This is a genomic window from Actinocrinis sp. (assembly GCF_035653575.1).
In the GTDB taxonomy this organism is placed as follows: Bacteria; Actinomycetota; Actinomycetes; order Streptomycetales; family Catenulisporaceae; genus Actinocrinis.
Window position 1 is genome coordinate 19,701 of record NZ_DASRBQ010000026.1, and the last position, 17,011, is coordinate 36,711.

At 69.4% G+C, this 17,011-nt stretch carries 16 protein-coding genes; 8 read left to right on the plus strand and 8 right to left on the minus strand.

Annotated elements, in window-relative coordinates:
* Positions 1-9: 9 nt before the first annotated feature.
* From sucB to VFA06_RS04420, 3 genes are all read left to right on the plus strand, one after another.
* Complete coding sequence (gene sucB, locus VFA06_RS04410; RefSeq protein WP_324839084.1) at positions 10-1,911, plus strand: 2-oxoglutarate dehydrogenase, E2 component, dihydrolipoamide succinyltransferase; 1,902 nt, start codon at positions 10-12, stop codon at positions 1,909-1,911.
* A gap of 238 nt (positions 1,912-2,149) precedes the next feature.
* A complete protein-coding gene (locus VFA06_RS04415; protein WP_324839085.1) occupies positions 2,150-2,854 on the plus strand; it encodes a hypothetical protein in 705 nt (234 codons plus the stop codon).
* Positions 2,855-2,973: 119 nt separating this feature from the next.
* Positions 2,974-4,338, plus strand: coding sequence for an FAD-dependent oxidoreductase (locus tag VFA06_RS04420; RefSeq protein ID WP_324839086.1), 1,365 nt, complete (start codon positions 2,974-2,976; stop codon positions 4,336-4,338).
* Here the strand turns inward: VFA06_RS04420 and VFA06_RS04425 are convergent.
* Complete coding sequence (locus VFA06_RS04425) at positions 4,323-5,306, minus strand: Gfo/Idh/MocA family oxidoreductase (RefSeq protein WP_324839087.1); 984 nt, start codon at positions 5,304-5,306, stop codon at positions 4,323-4,325. The genes VFA06_RS04420 and VFA06_RS04425 overlap by 16 nt on opposite strands.
* 205 nt (positions 5,307-5,511) lie before the next feature.
* Here VFA06_RS04425 and lipB point away from each other — a divergent pair, with 205 nt between their 5' ends.
* From lipB to VFA06_RS04445, 4 genes are all read left to right on the plus strand, one after another.
* Complete coding sequence (gene lipB / locus VFA06_RS04430) at positions 5,512-6,222, plus strand: lipoyl(octanoyl) transferase LipB (protein WP_414639824.1); 711 nt, start codon at positions 5,512-5,514, stop codon at positions 6,220-6,222.
* Positions 6,219-7,178 (plus strand): lipoyl synthase, encoded by a 960-nt coding sequence (lipA, locus tag VFA06_RS04435; protein WP_324839089.1) that lies wholly within the window; start codon positions 6,219-6,221, stop codon positions 7,176-7,178. The genes lipB and lipA overlap by 4 nt, the downstream gene beginning before the upstream one ends.
* Before the next feature lie 178 nt (positions 7,179-7,356).
* Entirely contained in the window at positions 7,357-7,581 is a 225-nt protein-coding gene (locus VFA06_RS04440) for a hypothetical protein (protein WP_324839090.1), read from the plus strand.
* Positions 7,582-7,768: 187 nt separating this feature from the next.
* Complete coding sequence (locus tag VFA06_RS04445; protein ID WP_324839091.1) at positions 7,769-8,524, plus strand: DUF4191 domain-containing protein; 756 nt, start codon at positions 7,769-7,771, stop codon at positions 8,522-8,524.
* A gap of 78 nt (positions 8,525-8,602) precedes the next feature.
* Here VFA06_RS04445 and VFA06_RS04450 read toward each other — a convergent pair whose 3' ends face one another.
* The gene (locus tag VFA06_RS04450) at positions 8,603-9,241 is read right to left on the minus strand and encodes an RDD family protein (RefSeq protein WP_324839092.1); all 639 of its coding nucleotides are present in this window, start codon (positions 9,239-9,241) and stop codon (positions 8,603-8,605) included.
* A 429-nt stretch (positions 9,242-9,670) separates the two neighbouring features.
* Here VFA06_RS04450 and glnA point away from each other — a divergent pair, with 429 nt between their 5' ends.
* Positions 9,671-11,098, plus strand: coding sequence for a type I glutamate--ammonia ligase (glnA, locus tag VFA06_RS04455; RefSeq protein ID WP_324839093.1), 1,428 nt, complete (start codon positions 9,671-9,673; stop codon positions 11,096-11,098).
* Between the two features lie 150 nt (positions 11,099-11,248).
* On the opposite strand, the gene VFA06_RS04460 is transcribed toward glnA, so the two are convergent.
* The 6 genes from VFA06_RS04460 to VFA06_RS04485 form a co-directional block, all read right to left on the minus strand.
* Positions 11,249-12,343, minus strand: a complete 1,095-nt coding sequence (locus VFA06_RS04460) for a hypothetical protein (RefSeq protein WP_324839095.1) — start codon at positions 12,341-12,343, stop codon at positions 11,249-11,251.
* Positions 12,344-12,373: 30 nt separating this feature from the next.
* Positions 12,374-13,384 carry a DNA/RNA non-specific endonuclease gene (locus VFA06_RS04465; protein ID WP_324839096.1) on the minus strand — a complete coding sequence of 337 codons (1,011 nt, stop codon included), beginning with the start codon at positions 13,382-13,384 and terminating at the stop codon, positions 12,374-12,376.
* Positions 13,385-13,626: 242 nt separating this feature from the next.
* Complete coding sequence (locus VFA06_RS04470) at positions 13,627-14,067, minus strand: hypothetical protein (protein WP_324839097.1); 441 nt, start codon at positions 14,065-14,067, stop codon at positions 13,627-13,629.
* Between the two features lie 169 nt (positions 14,068-14,236).
* The gene (locus VFA06_RS04475) at positions 14,237-14,743 is read right to left on the minus strand and encodes a hypothetical protein (protein WP_324839098.1); all 507 of its coding nucleotides are present in this window, start codon (positions 14,741-14,743) and stop codon (positions 14,237-14,239) included.
* Positions 14,744-14,965: 222 nt separating this feature from the next.
* Positions 14,966-15,106 carry a hypothetical protein gene (locus VFA06_RS04480; protein WP_324839099.1) on the minus strand — a complete coding sequence of 47 codons (141 nt, stop codon included), beginning with the start codon at positions 15,104-15,106 and terminating at the stop codon, positions 14,966-14,968.
* A gap of 47 nt (positions 15,107-15,153) precedes the next feature.
* Positions 15,154-16,596, minus strand: a complete 1,443-nt coding sequence (locus VFA06_RS04485) for a glycoside hydrolase family 28 protein (RefSeq protein ID WP_324839100.1) — start codon at positions 16,594-16,596, stop codon at positions 15,154-15,156.
* Positions 16,597-17,011 lie beyond the last annotated feature (415 nt).

Below are 17,011 nucleotides of genomic sequence, written 5' to 3' on the forward strand. Positions count from 1 at the left end.
GAGAAACTCATGCCGACATCAGTAACGATGCCCGCGCTCGGCGAGTCGGTCACCGAGGGCACCGTCACTCGGTGGCTGAAGAAGGAAGGGGAGACGGTCGAGGTCGACGAGCCGCTGCTGGAAGTCTCCACCGACAAGGTAGACACCGAGATCCCCTCCCCCGCCGCCGGCGTGGTGCTGTCGATCAAGGTGGCCGAGGACGAGACCGTCGAGGTCGGCGCGGAGCTGGCGGTGATCGGCGGACCCGGCGAGGCCCCCGCCCCCGCTGCCGCCGCCCCGGCCCAGCAGGCGCCCGCGCCCGCCGCGGCCCCCGCTCCGGCTCCGGCCCCGGCTCCGGCTCCGGAACCCGCGCCGCAGCCCGCTGCGGCGGCGGCCGCCCCGGCTCCCGCTCCCGCTCAGGCTCCGGCCGCCCCCGCTCCGGCGGGCGCTCCCGGCCCGGTGAGCGGCACCCCGGTGGTGCTCCCGGCGCTCGGCGAATCGGTGACCGAGGGCACCGTCACCCGCTGGCTCAAGTCGGTCGGCGACTCCGTGGACGCGGACGAGCCGCTGCTGGAGGTCTCCACCGACAAGGTGGACACCGAGATCCCCTCCCCCGCCGCCGGCGTGGTCGTGGCCATCAACGTGGCGGAGGACGAGACCGTCGAGGTCGGCACGACTCTCGCGGTGATCGGCGCCCCCGGTTCAGCCCCCGCCTCCGCGGCTCCGGCCCCGGAACCCGCACCGGTCTCGGTCGTTCCGACGCCGCCACAGGCCCAGGCTCCGGCGCCTGCCCCGGCTCCGCAGGCAGCACCCGCACCCGCGGTCGCGCCGGACCCCGCACCCGCGCCGGTCCCGGCTCCGGCCCCGCCGTCACCCACTCCGGCCGCACCCGCTCCCGCCCAGGCCGCCACTCCGGCTCCGCAGCCCGCTCCCGCCCCGGCGCAGACCCCGGCCCAGACTCAGAGCACGGCGCAGCCCGCCGACGACGAGGGTCCCGGCGCGTACGTGACCCCGCTGGTGCGCAAGCTCGCAGCCGAGCGCGGCGTGGATCTCTCCACGGTCAACGGCACCGGCGTCGGCGGACGCATCCGCAAGCAGGACGTCATCGAGGCGGCCAAGGCGCTCGCGCCGAAGCCCGCCCCCGCCCCGGCCGCCGTCAACGGCGCCGCCGCGCCGAGCGCCCCCGCGGCCCCGGTCGCGGTCTCCCCGCTGCGCGGCCGCACCGAGAAGCTGTCGCGGCTGCGCACCGTCATCGCCAAGCGGATGGTCGAGTCGCTGCAGATCTCCGCGCAGCTGACCACGGTCGTCGAGGTCGACGTCACGTCGATCGCCCGGCTGCGCGAGCGCGCGAAGAAGGACTTCGAGGCGCGCGAGGGCGTCAAGCTGTCCTTCCTGCCGTTCTTCGCGATGGCCGCGGTCGAGGCGCTCAAGCAGTACCCGCAGGTGAACGCCTCGATCGACATGGAAGCCGGGACCGTGACCTACCACGGCTCGGAGAACCTGGGCATCGCGGTGGACACCGAGCGCGGCCTGCTCGTCCCGGTGATCAAGAACGCCGGGGACCTGAACCTGGGCGGCATCGCGCGGGCGATCGCGGACCTGGCGGCGCGCACCCGGGACAACAAGGTCTCCCCGGACGAGCTGGCCGGCGGCACCTTCACGCTCACCAACACCGGTTCGCGCGGCGCGCTGTTCGACACCCCGATCATCAACCAGCCGCAGGTCGGCATCCTGGGCACCGGCGCCGTGGTCAAGCGCCCGGCCGTGGTCACCGACCCGGTGCTCGGCGAGGTGATCGCGGTGCGCTCGACGGTGTACCTCGCGCTCAGCTACGACCACCGCCTGGTGGACGGCGCGGACGCGGCGCGGTTCCTCACCACGATCAAGTCGCGGCTGGAGGAAGGGCGTTTCGAGTCCGAGCTCGGGCTGTAAGCCCGTTCGCCGAGACTGCTTTCACGTCCCGGCGGCTCCCGCTTCGGCGGGCGGCCGCCGGGACGTGCCGTGTTTACGCAGGTCAGCCGGGGTGGCCGGAAGTTACTGCGCGCAGCCCTGAGAAGGCCATATGCGTTTGCTCAGGAAGTGGTTGTACGGTAAACCGACCGACGGCGTCACTACCTTGCAGCCGGCGTCACGAAGTTTCAGTCGGCGTTATCACTCACAGGGCGGGACGATGGCATCGCAGGCCAGCAAGAAGAGCGCGCAAGAGCGCCGTGCGCAGATCGAGAAGATGCGCGCGCAGCAGGCGCGTCTGGAGCGCAAGCGCAAGATCTACTTCGGCGTCGGCGCGGGCGTGCTCGTGCTCGCCCTGGTCGCGGGGCTCATCGCGCTCGCGATGTCGAAGAAGAACAACAGCACGCCTGCGGCCCAGACCAACACCACACCCAACGCGCTCGCGCAGACCTGGGACGGATTGACCGGCCAGACCGTGGACGGCGTCTCGGCGCAGACCCAGGAACAGCTGGCCTACCACATCCACGCGCACCTGGCGATCTACGTGAACGGCAAGCAGAAGCTGGTGCCCGCCGGCATCGGCATCGTCAAGCCGTGGACGACCGAGCAGCTGCAGGACGGCTCGCAGTTCGTCGACGGCGGCAAGCAGCTGTACTACCTGCACACGCACGACAGCTCCGGCGTGCTGCACGTCGAGTCGCCGACGACCAAGGAGTACACGCTCGGCCAGGTCTTCGCCGAGTGGAACCAGCCGCTGTCCAACAGCCAGGTCGGCCCGGCCTCGGGCACCGTCACCACGTACGTGAACGGGCAGAAGTACACCGGGAACCCGGCGGACATCAAGCTGACCCCGCACGAGGTCATCCAGCTCGACGTCGGCCAGGACGTCGCCTTCCAGCCGTACACCTTCGCCTCCGGGCTGTAAGCCGGGCGTACCGCGTCGGCGCGGGCCTTCCGGCCCGGCCGCGCGCGTATTCGGATTCTGACGATCCCCCAGCGGGTAGGTAGACCGGGATGCCGATCTGATCTCGCTGGGGGATTCGTATGCGCACGGACGTATGCGTCGTCGGCGGGGGAATCGCCGGGCTGGCCGCGGCCGCACGACTGGTCGCCGCGGGTCTGGCCGTGACCGTTTTGGAAGGTACTGATGATCCCGGGGGCCGCGCCCGGGACACCCGGGTCGGCGGATTCGTGCTCGGCGACGGTGCGCACCTGCTGCACACGACCTGGCCGACCCTGCGTCAGACGATTTCTCCGGCCGAGCTTCAGCTGGGCGGTTTCGCGGCAGGCGTACGGATCTGCTCTGGCGGGGGCGGTCTGTCCGCAGCGACGGAGGATGCAGGCGGCCTCAGCAGCGAGGAGCGGACCGGAGCGCTGGAGAACAGCCTTCAGGTGCACGACGTCGTGCGGCGAGTGCGGTTCGGCGCCGCACCGACCAGGCCGCAGCAGACGTTCTCGGCGCTGCGTATGCCGATCGGGACGGCCGCGGACAAGGCCCGCCTGTCCAAGCTGCTCTACCGGCTCGGCACGACCGCGCCGGAGCGGGCGCTGAACGGCCCGGAGCACTCAGCGGCGGACTCGTACGCGGTACGCGGCTACTCTGCCGAGCTGGTGGATCAGTTCCTGCGGCCGTATCTGGCTGCCTTGGCCGCCGACGAAGACCTCGCCGCTTCGGTGCGCGGTGCCGACTGGCTGCTGCGGCTGCTGGTACGAGGCCGCTTCGCGGTGGCCGGCGCAGGCATCAACGCGCTCGTGCGGGAGCTTGTCAGAAGGCTGCCGAACGGCACGATTGAGCTCGGCGTGCGGGTGCACACGGTGCGCGCCGACCGTGTGGTCGGGGGCACCGGGGAAATCAGGGCTCGTGCGACCGTGGTGGCGGCCGATCCGTACAGCGCGATGGAACTCTTGCCAGGCCTGCACGAGCCGCGGATGCGATCGGCGACAACGCTTTGGCACTCGGTGGACGACGCGCAACTGCCCTTCGAACCCGACCGCGCTCCATCAGTGCTCATAGACGCCGAGCCCGGCTCTCCCATCGCGCGCACGGCCGTGGTCAGCCGCGCCGCACCGGGGCTCGCGCCGCCGGGCCGGGCACTGGTCGCGACGACGGTGTTCGGCGACGACGGCAAGGAACCGGCCGCGTTGGACCGCGCGGTCCTTGGCCGGCTCTCTCACCTGCACGGCGTGCCGCAGCGGCGCTGGGAGACCCTTGATATCCGGCACGTCGAGCACGCGCTGGTGACCATGCAGTCTCCGCACAACTTCGCCCGTCCGGTCCGGCTTATCAAGGGGCTGTACGTGTGCGGAGACCACCGCGACCTACCGAACGTCGAGGGGGCGCTGCAGTCCGGCCACCGCGCGGCCAAGGCCGTGCTGGAGGATCTGGATGTTCGCTACTCGCCGGGGTAGCGCAGCCCGATCTGCTCACGCATGAGGTCGAGCGTGCGCATGATCGACAGCGTCTCGTCCAGCGGCATGACCGGGCTCTCCGTCTCGCCGGCGCGCAGGCAGCGCCCGACCTCGGCGGCCTGGAAGCGCAGCCCCTTGCCCTCGCGCGGGAACTCAAGGTTCTGCGTCGTACCGTCGAGCAGGGTCAGCTTCGCGGGCAACCGGCCGTCGGCCCAGTCCGCGATGTCGATCCGGCCCTTGGTGCCGGTGATCGAGGCCGTGTTCGCGGTGCGCGCGTCCAGCGCGGTGCTGATCAGTGCCTGCGCGCCGCTGCGATAGCCGAACACGGCCGAGGTCTGCGCGTCCACGCCGGTGACCGCCTGGGTGGCGAACGCGGCGACCCGGTCGGGCGTGCCGAGCAGCATCGAGGCGAAGGAGACCGGATAGATCCCGAGGTCCAGCAGCGCACCGCCGCCGAGCGCGGGGTCGAGCACCCGGTGCGCCGGGTCGGAGCTGAGCACCTCACCGCGGTCCACGATCAGCGAGCGGATCTCGCCGATGCGGCCCGCGGAGATCAGCTCGCGCAGCCCCACCTGGTGCGGCAGGAACCGGACCCACATGGCCTCCATCAGGAAGACCCCGGCCGCGCGGGCCGCCGCGATCATCCGCTCGGTCTGCGCGGCGTTGATGGCGAAGGGCTTCTCGCACAGCACCGCCTTTCCGGCGGCCAGCGCGGTGAGGGTGACCTCCTCGTGGCCGGTGTGCGGCACCGCGACGTAAATCGCGTCGACCTCGGGATCGGCGGCGAGCGCGTCGTAGCCGACGTGCCGGCGTGCCGCGCCGTGCGCGTCCGCGAACCGGTCCGCCGCCTGCTGCGAGCGCGAGCCGACCGCGACGAGTTCGGCGTCGTCGAGCAGGCGCAGATCCTCGGCGAAAGCGGCGGCGATCACGCCGGTCCCGGCGATGCCCCAGCGGATCCGTTCGGCCATGGTGCGGCTCCCCTCCCAAAGATCGTCACGGCTGCTTCACCCTATAGCGCCGCAGGCCTTGCGCGATATGCGAACCAACCCGTCCGGCCACGCCTCGCTCGGCGCCGTTGTGACCGAGGTCACGGGACTTCAGGCCGCCGCGAGCGCGGCGCGGGGCAGCACTAAGTCACACGCGCACCGGGCCGCCCGGCCGCGTCGTAGAGTCATAACCGTGGGCGAACTGGAAATCATCCGGGCCGGTTTCGGCGCCAAGGCGGTCGACTATCAGACCGCGTGGGACGACCAGCGCGCGCGGCACACCGCGCGAGTGGCCGACCTGGTGCCCGACGCCGTCATCCTGCTCGAACATCCGCCGGTGTACACCGCCGGCAAGCGGACCGAGCCGATGGACCGTCCGTTCGACGGGACGCCGGTCGTCGACGTGGACCGCGGCGGCAAGATCACCTGGCACGGCCCGGGGCAGCTGGTCGGGTATCCGATCGTACGGTTGCCCGAGGGCGTCTACGTGGTCGACTTCGTACGGCGCGTCGAGCAGGTGATCATCGAAGTCTGCGCGGACGTCGGCCTTTACACCGAACGCGTCCAGGGCCGTTCGGGAGTCTGGGTTCCCGGCGACGAACAGCGTCAGGACCGCAAGGTGGCCGCAATCGGGCTGCGCTTCGCCAAGGGTGTCACAATGCACGGTTTCGCCCTGAATTGTGACAATGATCTCGACTGGTACCACCGGATCGTGCCGTGCGGAATCCGTGACGCGGGCGTTACAACGCTCAGCGAGGAGCTGGGCCGCCGGGTGACGATCCAGGAGGTGCTTCCGCTCGTGGAGCGCCATCTGCATCTGCTGACCGAGCCCAAGGGCGCGGCGACCGACCGGGTCCGCGTCCGACCGGTACTGATTCCCGAGGAGCTGCGCCCGTGACCGCGATCGAGGACGGCAGCGCGCCCCTGACCACGACCGGTCCGGACGGGCGCAAGCTGCTGCGGCTTGAGGTGCGCAACGCCGCCACGCCGATCGAGAAGAAGCCCGAGTGGATCAAGACCCGGGCGAAGATGGGCCCGGAGTACACGCAGCTGCGCAACCTGGTCAAGAGCGAGGGCCTGCACACGGTGTGCCAGGAGGCCGGCTGCCCGAACATCTTCGAGTGCTGGGAAGACCGCGAGGCGACCTTCCTGATCGGCGGCGAGCAGTGCACCCGGCGCTGTGACTTCTGCCAGATCGACACCGGCAAGCCGGCCGCCCTCGACCGCGACGAGCCGCGCCGCGTGGGCGAGTCGGTGGCCACGATGGGCCTGAAGTACGCGACCGTGACCGGCGTGGCCCGCGACGACCTGTCTGACGGCGGCGCGTGGCTGTACGCGGAGACGGTCCGGCAGATCCACGCGCAGGTGCCCGGCTGCGGCGTCGAGCTGCTGATCCCGGACTTCAACGGCGAGCCGCGGCTGTTGGCCGAAGTGTTCGAGTCCGCGCCGGAGGTGCTGGCGCACAACGTCGAGACCGTGCCGCGGATCTTCAAGCGGATCCGCCCGGCCTTCCGCTACGACCGGTCGCTGGACGTGATCCGCCAGGCGCGCGCGGTCGGCCTGGTGACCAAGTCCAACCTCATCCTGGGCATGGGCGAGGAGCGGTCGGAGGTCTCCCAGGCGCTGCTCGACCTGCACGACGCGGGCTGTGAGCTGATCACGATTACGCAGTACCTTCGGCCCTCCCCAAGGCACCACCCGGTGACACGATGGGTGAAGCCAGAGGAATTCGTCGAACTCAAGCAGGAGGCCGAGCAGATCGGTTTCGCCGGGGTGATGTCCGGACCATTGGTGCGATCTTCGTACCGGGCCGGGCGGCTCTACCAGCAAGCGATCGCGGCGCGTGCGGCCTAGTGCAGTGTGGGCGGACCCGGGTCCCGGCTCGTTCAGCGGACCTGGGACCCGGTCGGCCCAACCGTCACCGCGATGGCGCGGTCTTCACCGGGAATTGACCGGTGCGCAGTAACCTTGCAACACGAGACAGCAACCCTGAGTGGTGCTGATCCGACCTTGAGATTGGGGGCACGGAAGCATGACGGTGACGATTGACAGCGCCGCGGCGGACCGGGCTGCGGCACGGCGTGGAGCGGTGCGGACCGTGTTGAACACGGTCGAGTGGGTCATCTTCCGCGGCGATGGCCTGGCCGTCGCACGGAACAACGCCTGGGCGGCGGTGCAGGAGGACCGGGCTCGGGCCAAGGCCAGGGCCGAGGCGTCCACCGCGCTTCTGGAGCCGCACGTAGAGCCGTACGCGTAGCGCATCGCGCGCTGCGGTAACACGTTGTTCGCTGATGTGGCACGCCCGTTCGCTCTGGTGAAGTGCGCTCCGCCTCAGTGACCTGACGAACCGTCAGCCTCCGTCCTCGTCGCCACCGATACCGAAACAATCACGGCGGTACCGGGCGGTGCGGTAACCACTGCGCCGGGGACATATCCTTTTGAGCATGGCGCGTAACCCCTCCCCTGAGCCGACCGTGAGCCCGGCGGCACCGTCCGAACCGCCGTCCGGCCGCCTCAAGCAGTTCGGCTACGCCTACAAGGTGACCAAGGAAGTCGATCCTCGGCTCACCACGGCCATGCTCGGCTGGGGCGGCGGCACCGCGGCCGTGGTGTTCGTGCTGTTCTTCTTCCTGTTCGGCGGCAGCATCGTCGGGATCGTCTTCGCGGTCCTGTTCGCGATCGTGTTCGGCGCGCTGGTGGCGCTGTCCACCCTCTCCCGCAGGGTGCAGCGCACGGCGTACCAGCGCATCGAGGGGCAGCCCGGTGCGGCCGCGGCGGTGCTCGAGCAGAGCCTCAAGCGCGGCTGGTCGATGACCCCGGCGGTCCAGTTCAACCGGCAGCAGGACCTGGTGCACCGGCTGATCGGCCGGGCCGGCATCCTGCTGGTCGGCGAGGGCGACCCGAACCGGGTGACGCAGCTGCTCAACACCGAGCGCAAGGCGATCGCGCGGTACCTCGGCCCGGATGTCGAGGTGGAGTCCGTGATCGTCGGCGACAACACCGAGGCCGGCCAAGTGCCGCTCAACAAGCTGTCGCAGACGCTGACGAAGCGCGGCCTGCGCGGCCGCACGAAGCTGACCTCGCTGCAGGTCAACGAGTACTCGAAGCGGCTGGCCGCGGTGAGCAGCGGCCCGATGGCGAACCTGCCGAAGGGCCCGATCCCGCGCGGCGGCCGCATCCCGCGCGGCAACATCCGCTAGCCAGACCCGCCAAACGAACCGGCGGCCGGGGTTCCTCCCCGGCCGCCGTCGTTTTTGCGCCTCGCCCTGCGCCCTCGCCTACGCCCTGATCTCCACCGTTCCGGCGAGCCTGTCGTGCAGCCCGCGGCCGTCCCGGTCCCAGATCACCGCCGGAACCACCAGCAAGAGCAGCACCGTGCGCATGATCACGTGCAGCGGCGTGAGCGGTCCGCCGAGCTTGCCGACCCGCAGCCCGAACAGCCGCTTGCCGAGTGTCACGCCCCAGATCGACAGCAGCACCAAGTGCTCCGCGCCGAAGATCGCGATCGTGCCCCACTGCCCCTGCGCCGAGGACGGATGCCAGCCGAAGGCCAGCGCGATCACCTCGGCGATGACCCAGTCCACGACCAGCGCGCCGAGCCGGCGCCCCTGTCCCGCCAGCGAGCCGGGCCCGGACTCCGGCAGGCCGAGGCGCTGGCCGCGGTAGGCCCACTCGTCCTGCGTGGACTCCGTACGCGGGCCTTCCAGCCAGCCTCCGACGGCAGCCCGCGCGTCCGAAGGCCCACCGCCTTTGCCCGCGCCGCGTGATGATGGCCCGGAGCCGGTGCCACCGGGCTTGCCCCCGCTGCCCGAACCCGCCCCCTTCCCACCCCCGCCAGCGCTAGGCTTGCCGGCACCTGAACCACTACCACCACCACGCGCGGCGGACTTACCCGCGGACGCGGAAGACTGTGTCATGCGTCCACGGTAGCCGCCCGAAACAATCCGGCGGCGCCCGGGCCCCGCACCCGTGACGGCCTCCCCGCCGCCCACCCGCCCGCCGAACCGGCCCGTGCGCGTCGTGAGGCGGCATGATCGCGTCGCGTGTAACGTGCAGGAAACAACAGGGACACGGACGGGAAATGGCCCCTACCTATCGTTCCCAGCCAGAGCCTGATGCGAAATCGGGCCTGCGGGAGCGGCCGCACCGCAGCGCGGCGGCAGGGCGGCTCCTACAGGCACGGACTGTCGAGGCCTTGGCGGGCAAAGCAGACGAGCCGTGTGGGGGCTTGCGCGCACTCGCCGATGTTCCAAACTACACAGCCATAGCCCCCGCTCTGTGCCCATCGCGTTCCCGAGTCCGGCCGGCGCTCCTGTGCGGCCGCTGCATCGGGTCGAGGAGGAATAGTGACATTCCAGAACGCCGACGAGGTTCTCAAGTACCTCAGTGACGAAGGCGTCCAGTTCGTGGACGTCCGGTTCTGCGACCTGCCCGGCGTCATGCAGCACTTCACCGTGCCGGTGGAGTCGTTCACTTCGTCCGTGTTCACCGACGGCCTCGCCTTCGACGGATCCTCGATCCGCGGCTTCCAGGCCATCCACGAGTCGGACATGCAGCTGCTCCCGGACCCGGCCACGGCGCGGATCGACCCGTTCCGCAAGCAGAAGACGCTCAACATCAACTTCTTCATCCACGACCCGCTGACCGGCGAGGCATACTCGCGCGACCCGCGCAACGTGGCGAAGAAGGCCGAGGCCTACCTCAAGAGCTCGGGCATCGCGGACACCGCGTACTTCGGCCCCGAGGCCGAGTTCTACGTGTTCGACTCGATCCGCTTCGACAGCAAGGTGAACGAGTCGTTCTACCACATCGACTCGGAGTCAGGGCACTGGAACACCGGCCGCGAGGAGGCCGGCGGCAACCTCGGCTACAAGGTGCGCTACAAGGGCGGTTACTTCCCGGTCGCGCCCTACGACCACTACGGCGACCTGCGTGACGAGATGGTCACCGCGCTCAAGGGTGTCGGCCTCGAGGTCGAGCGGGCGCACCACGAGGTGGGCACCGCTGGCCAGGCCGAGATCAACTACAAGTTCAACACCCTGCTGCACGCCGCCGACGACCTGATGCTGTTCAAGTACATCATCAAGAACGTCGCGCTCGCGAACGGCAAGACCGCCACCTTCATGCCGAAGCCGCTGTTCGGCGACAACGGCTCGGGCATGCACACGCACCAGAGCCTGTGGAAGGACGGCAGCCCGCTCTTCTACGACGAGATCGGCTACGCGGGCCTGTCCGACACCGCGCGCCACTACATCGGCGGCCTGCTCAAGCACGCCCCGAGCCTGCTCGCGTTCACCAACCCGAGCGTGAACTCGTACCACCGCCTGGTCCCCGGCTTCGAGGCCCCGGTCAACCTGGTCTACTCGCAGCGCAACCGCTCGGCGTGCATCCGCATCCCGATCACCGGCGCCAACCCGAAGGCCAAGCGCATCGAGTTCCGCGTGCCGGACCCGTCCAGCAACCCGTACCTCGCGTTCTCCGCGATGCTGCTGGCCGGCCTCGACGGCATCAAGAACAAGATCGAGCCGATCGCCCCGGTCGACAAGGACCTCTACGAGCTGCCCCCGGACGAGCACGCCGCGGTCCCCCAGGTCCCCGGCAGTCTCGGCGCCGTCCTCGACGCCCTCGAGGCCGACCACGACTACCTGACCGCCGGCGGCGTCTTCACCCCGGACCTCATCGAGACCTGGATCGCCTACAAGCGCTCCGCGGAGATCGACCCGATCCGGCTGCGCCCGCACCCGTTCGAGTTCGACCTCTACTACGACATCTAAGAACGGTGCAGGTCAGCCCTCTTAAACCGACCCTCTGGGCCGTGCACGGGCCGTGATCATGCAGAAGATGGCCCCGCCGACGGACTTCCGTCGGCGGGGCATCGTCGTTCAGGGCCGCCCGTCTTGGCGGCCCTGGCGGGCAGCCGCCGACTACGAGATGCCGATCACGGGCGGGTGCTGCGCCGAGTAGGAGCACAGCCAGATCTGGAACGTTCCGTCCGGCGCGATGTCGACCTCGGTCGGCTCCTGGTCCTCCCAATTCGCGGGGTCGCCCCACACGAACTCCGTCCCGCCCTGAGGCTGCCAGGGCCCGCCGAGGTCCTCGCTTCGGAACGCGTCGAGTAGCAAGTCCGCCGGCCTGCCGCAGCTGCATGAGGTCGAGCGGTCGGCGTCGGGGCCGCTGGTTTCCCAGCCCAGCAGCTTCCAGCCGGGAGCGTGCGCGATCGACGGATAGCCGTACCGTTCGGGCTGCCGCGCGCTCCACAGCCGGATTCGGGTCTCCAGCGCCGCCGGAAGCACGCCGAACGGTTTGTAGTCGGCGTCGTCCGGGCTCAGGGTGCTGATCGGCGGGAATTCCGGCACTGATTCGGGATGGATCACGCACGGATTGGGGACGTAGCCGAGATCGTAGAAGCGGTTGGGTCCGGGGGCAGCCACCAGCGGATCGACGACGTCAGCGGAGCGGCGCCAGAAGACCTGAGGCCGCGGAGCGCGCGTGGCTTCGTGCTGCTCCGGGCACCAGAGCAGCTGGAGCAGGTCATCGGTGCCGGCGAAGGGTAATTGCGGGACGTCGCGGCGGTAGATCTGCAGGATCGGCACCATGACCGTGGGCTCAGGCGCTTGTACGGCCTCGGGCGCGATGGGCTGCGGCTCAGCGTGCGGCGCCGCCTCCGCGCGTGCTAAGGACTCCCGCGACGCCCGCAGGATGCCTTCGGGTACCGCGGGACCGAGCGCCTCCAGCCGTGCGACCTCGGCGGCCCGGCGCGTGACCTCGAGGTCACGCTGCTCACGACTCGCCTGCCCTGCCTGCGCGGCCCTCGCCGCCTTCCGCCGGCCGACGTGCGGCTCTGCGCACGTCGGCCATGGCTCGTCGCCGGGCCAGAGCAGCGGGCCGCCGACGGAGCTGTCGGCCGGCTTCGGCGATCCCGGCCGCGGATGGAGCCGGACCGCGGTGCGTGCGTAGTCGGCTAGCGCCGGGAACTCCTCCAGCAGTCTGGCCTGCTGCTCGGGGAAGGTCGTAACCATGCCGTCGTACTCCTTGGCGGACGCCGGATGTCAGAAGGGCGGCGCGGTCCCGCCGTCGCAACTCTCGGATGGAACAGGCTGGTTGGTGATGGTACACGTCTCATTGAGGCCGCCCCCGACGGCCGTTATCCGGACCGCGGACGGCACCAGGGGGTTCGGACCTCCGTATTCGGGAGTCACGATGTAGTCGACTGACAAGCCCCGCTTGATCCTGTCGCGCACGGGCTTCTCCATCGAGTTGTACATCAGCAGGTTGGCGTCCTTGTACAGCGGCACGAAGTTGCGCAGATCGGACGGCGTTCCCCCCAGGACGTTGGCGATGAGGTGCCCGCGCGCCGCGAGCCCGGCCGGCAGGTCGGAGTAGCCCGGCGGCGTCACCGTCGGATCCAGCCTGAAGTCGCGGTAGTCGTCCCGGTTGAGCTGGCCGTACGCCCCCGTCGCGCGGCATTCGTCCGTACCGGGGGCCCGCTCGAGGGGCAGGTAGGTGATGTGGCCGTTCGGGCTTGAGCTCGGCAGCGGATCGCAGCTCTGGTCGTTGTTGTCGTCGTTCCCGTTGCCGGGCAGATTGGTCAGTACAGTCGCGACCCCGATGCCGAGCCCCACCACGGTACTCGCCAGCGCACTCGCGGCGGAGTTCAGCGCCGCGTCGGCGTCGGCCGCCGCGCCGACCGTGAACGAGATCGCGGTGTGTCCGAGGCGACTTAGTGCCTTTATATGGTCGAGCCAGCGTTTCGCCTGACATGCCGCGTCGCAGCCGGAGAACGGTCCACCGGATGGTCCGGTCTTCGGATTGTTGGTGTTCGGCCAGGTTGGCCGGTTGCCGTATTTCTGCGCGCAGGCCGGCCCGGACAATCCCGCGCACGGATCGTCGTCCCACGAGGGCGGATTGCAACGGATGTCGGTCGGATCCGAGGTGCAGATCGTCGCGCAGTCCTTCTGGTACCTGTCGCACTGACACGTGGTGGTGTCGCAACTGGCGGTGTCGTTGTCCGTGACCGAGTTGATAACGATGCACCACGGGCTCCACAGCGGAGTACACACCGGGCCGTCGCCGCTGCCGCCGACCGTGATGTGGCCGCTGGGGTCAGTGCCGTTCAGCGGCGAGCCGTCCGCGTAGCCATACGGGTTGGCTGCGGCGGTGTCAGGAACGGGGTTGTTCTGCTGCGTGTCGCTGCTGGCGAACTGGCCGGTGGACGGGTTGTACCAAACGACACCGCGAAACTGTTCGCCCGGTTCACCAGCCGCCCTGACGGCGCCCGGGTCAGGCTGGCATCGATCGGCAGTCAGTCACCCGAGGTGGTGCGATAGTTCACCGGCGTCTCGGACACCTTGCGGGTGACCGTGCCGTCCGCATTCTGATACCACGTGCTCGTCGCCGTCGACTTCGCCGCCACCCGCGTCGAAGTCTTCGGATCGAAACCCTTACGGAGCAAGCCCGACACGCCGGGCACGGTCTTCGCCCCAACCGGGGTGTAAGCTCCCAACGCTCCCTTGCCGTGACCGGGCGCGCGCCCGTTGCCGGAGCCCGAGCGCGTCGACGTTGACGAGGCGTTGTGGCTCTTACCGGCGGCGCTGCCCGACTCCTGGCTCGGCAGCACCCACCCCGCCGCTCCCCGCAGCCAAGCCTCAATCTGTGCTACCGACGGCAGATGCAGCGCCGGAAGCGTCAGCTGAGCGGCTGAGGCCGAACTTGTCGCGGCGCTCGACACCAGCGCCGCGAACACCAGTATGACCGTCGCACGCAGCCACCGACGCCCCACCCCGCGCATGCGAACCCCCACCCAAGGCCGTATCAACTTTTTGTATTAGAGCATCAGTATCATTACTCGGGGATGCCGACAAGATCTCGGCGCGCGATTGGCGCCTTCACGTCTGGCTCCCGCCGCGCGGCGGCTACGAAACCGGGCCCGAGGCGAAGCGTCCGGCCACGGCGTTACGCGCCAGCGCGGCGACCTGCGACACGACCGTATCCGGTGACCGGCTCTCGATCACCGCGACATTCCCGTCCTCGGCCAGCATGAGCCCGCCCACCACGGCGAAGTGACGCGCCGGAAACGTGCGCGCTTGCCGCCACACCGCCGAGACTTGTGAGTCGCCGACGGCCACGATCAACCCGCAGCCCCGCAAAGCCAAGGTGTTGAGCGAGACCACCGCCGCATCCGGCGACCCGCCGCCCGTCACCGCCAGAAACTGCGCCTTGGCGTTCGTCGACTCCTGCGCCATCAGCACGCCCCGCCATACCGGAGCCGCGTCGGCGCTCGAGATGCCATGGGCGTCAGTCAGCACGCACACTGTGAAGTCGACGAAGGCGCGCGCCGTCGCCGGAGCAGGCGCCCGATCGGTGCGCGCGGGCCAGGCCATCCACACGACCGCCCCAACAGCCACCGCCGCAGCGCCCACTGATATCAGCCAACGGTGTCCAGAACCCCACATGAACGCCCTGATCCTGCCCACACCAGTCCTTTCCGCCGTGGCCAAGCGAGATGGAGCCTAGATCACCAGCGCGGCGGTGACCAGGTCGCCGGCCCCGCTGCACGGGGCGCTGTCTGCACCGGGCCTCGTCGCTCTCCGACGGGAGAGAGCGGCTGTCAACCTGTCGGTGTAATCTTATTGTGAATGGCTTTACTTGCGTCCGGCGGTCAGGCGTCCGACGAAGGTGATCTCGACGGCGTTCAAAGCGGCTTTTCGCTCCTTGGCCTGCCTGACGGGCTGGTCGAGCAGCTGCTCGACCAGCCCGTCGGCCCCAACTGACCCCTCGTCCACGACCTGCTCGGCCAGCGGGTCGTGGGTGATGGGGTTGCGGTCCCGGCCTACAGGCTCGGGAAGCTCGGGAAGGAGCAGGACGGGACGCTGCCGCTGGTCACCGGGGAGGAGAGCTTGGTGAGCGTGACGCCGGTGCCCGAAGACGGGTTGAGGCTGGAGCTGTAGGTGCTGATGGCGGCGTACTGCGCGGTGTACGAGGAGCTGTCGAGGCTGACGTATTGCAGGGTCAGGCCGGTGATGTGGGAGGAGTTGTAGCCCTCGATGATCGACGTGGCGCCGGAGGCAGAGTTCTGCGACTTGAGGCCGTCCACGATGATGTTCGTGAACTCGGGGATGTTGCTGGTGCTGCTGGAGGAGGAGTAGCGCGGGTTGAGCTCGATCAGGTGCGCGATGCCGCTCTCGCAGGTGTTGATGTAGGTCACCGTGGAGACCGTGCCGCCCTTGCTCGGGTAGCTCTTGATGCGCAGGCCGCTGTTGAGGGTGCTGACGTTGCCGGAGCTGTCGGTGCCTTGGACGGTGTTGTTCTTCACCAGGATGTTGCTGACGCCGTCGTTGGTCTCGCTGCCGATCGAGATGCCGTGCGTGCCGTAGAAGTGGTTGTTGGCGATGGTGACGTTGCTGGTCGCGCCGCTGCCGCCCTTGATGGCGATGCCGTCGTCGCCGTCTTGGATGTAAGAGTTCTCCACGGTGACGTTGCTGGAGGCGTCCGGGTCGATGCCGTCGGTGTTGCGGGCGGTAGCGGGGGTCTTGATGCGCACACCCCAGGCGGTGAAGCCGTTGCCGGACTTGTAGGTCACGTGGAAGAACGCTGCGTTGACCAGGTTGATGTTGTAGAGCGTGGCGTTGTTGGCGCCCGAGAAGACGATCAGCCGCGGGTTGTTCTGCTTCTTGTTCTCGTTGCCGGCGGTGGTGGCCAGCTGCCACCAGGTCGTGGAGGTGCTCCAGATGCTCTGGCCGCCGCGGCCGTCGATCGTGCCCTGCGAGCCGCTGCTGTTGCGGATGCCTTCGATGCCTGAGTTGGCGCCGGAGACCTTGATGAACGGGTTGCAGCCGTTGTCGCTGCTGGAGATCGCGCCGCAGGTGTCCGAGGAGCTGGACTGGTACTGGGAGGCGACGCGCGTGGCGTAGAGCGTGGTGCCCGCGTTGATCACCAAGTAGACGCCGCTCGGGACCGTCAGCGGGGCGGAGAGGAACGCGTTGTTGCTGCCGCTGTTGGTCAGCTCGACTGCCTTATTCGTTCCCTTACACGCGTTCAGCGCGTTCTGGATGCGTGAGGTGTCCGGCGGGCTGGCCTCGTTGCTGCTGGAGAACTGCTCGTTGCTGGTGGCCAGGTTCGCGGTGAGGGTCTGGCAGACCGAGGGGACCGCGGGCTGGCTGACCGAGCGGCTGTCGCCGGTGGCGATGCTTGCGGCCTGCGCGGTGGTCGCGGCCAGCGTGCCGAATACGAGGGCTGCCGCGGTGGCCGCAGCGGCGATGGTGAGTCTGGGCACGGCAGGACGCAGAGTTCGGGTGAACGCTCGCATGAAGACAGGTCCTTCGGATCGGACGGATTGTCATGCGCGGCCGTTCACCCTCTGACGACCGCGTTACGACGGTGTTGCGCACCGTTGCGACAGGAGAGTACAGGGCACGGGAAGGGTTGGGTAGCCCTGATTTGCACCGGTTTCCGGGCGCGGTGGGCGTGGAATCCGGGTCCGGGGGTGTGTCACGGAGCGTTACGTGGAGTCTGGTGCGATGCCGTGCGATGCAGCGTGCCGTGCTGTTACAGGCTTGTACCGCAGTTCCGGGTCTCCGTCGGCGACGAGGCGGTCTAGACTGGATGAGGGTTCGGACCAGAGCTGTCAAAGATTGGGGGCGCCGAGCAGCGCCGCCGCCCTCGCTACGGAGGGACCCGCTCGTGGTCTC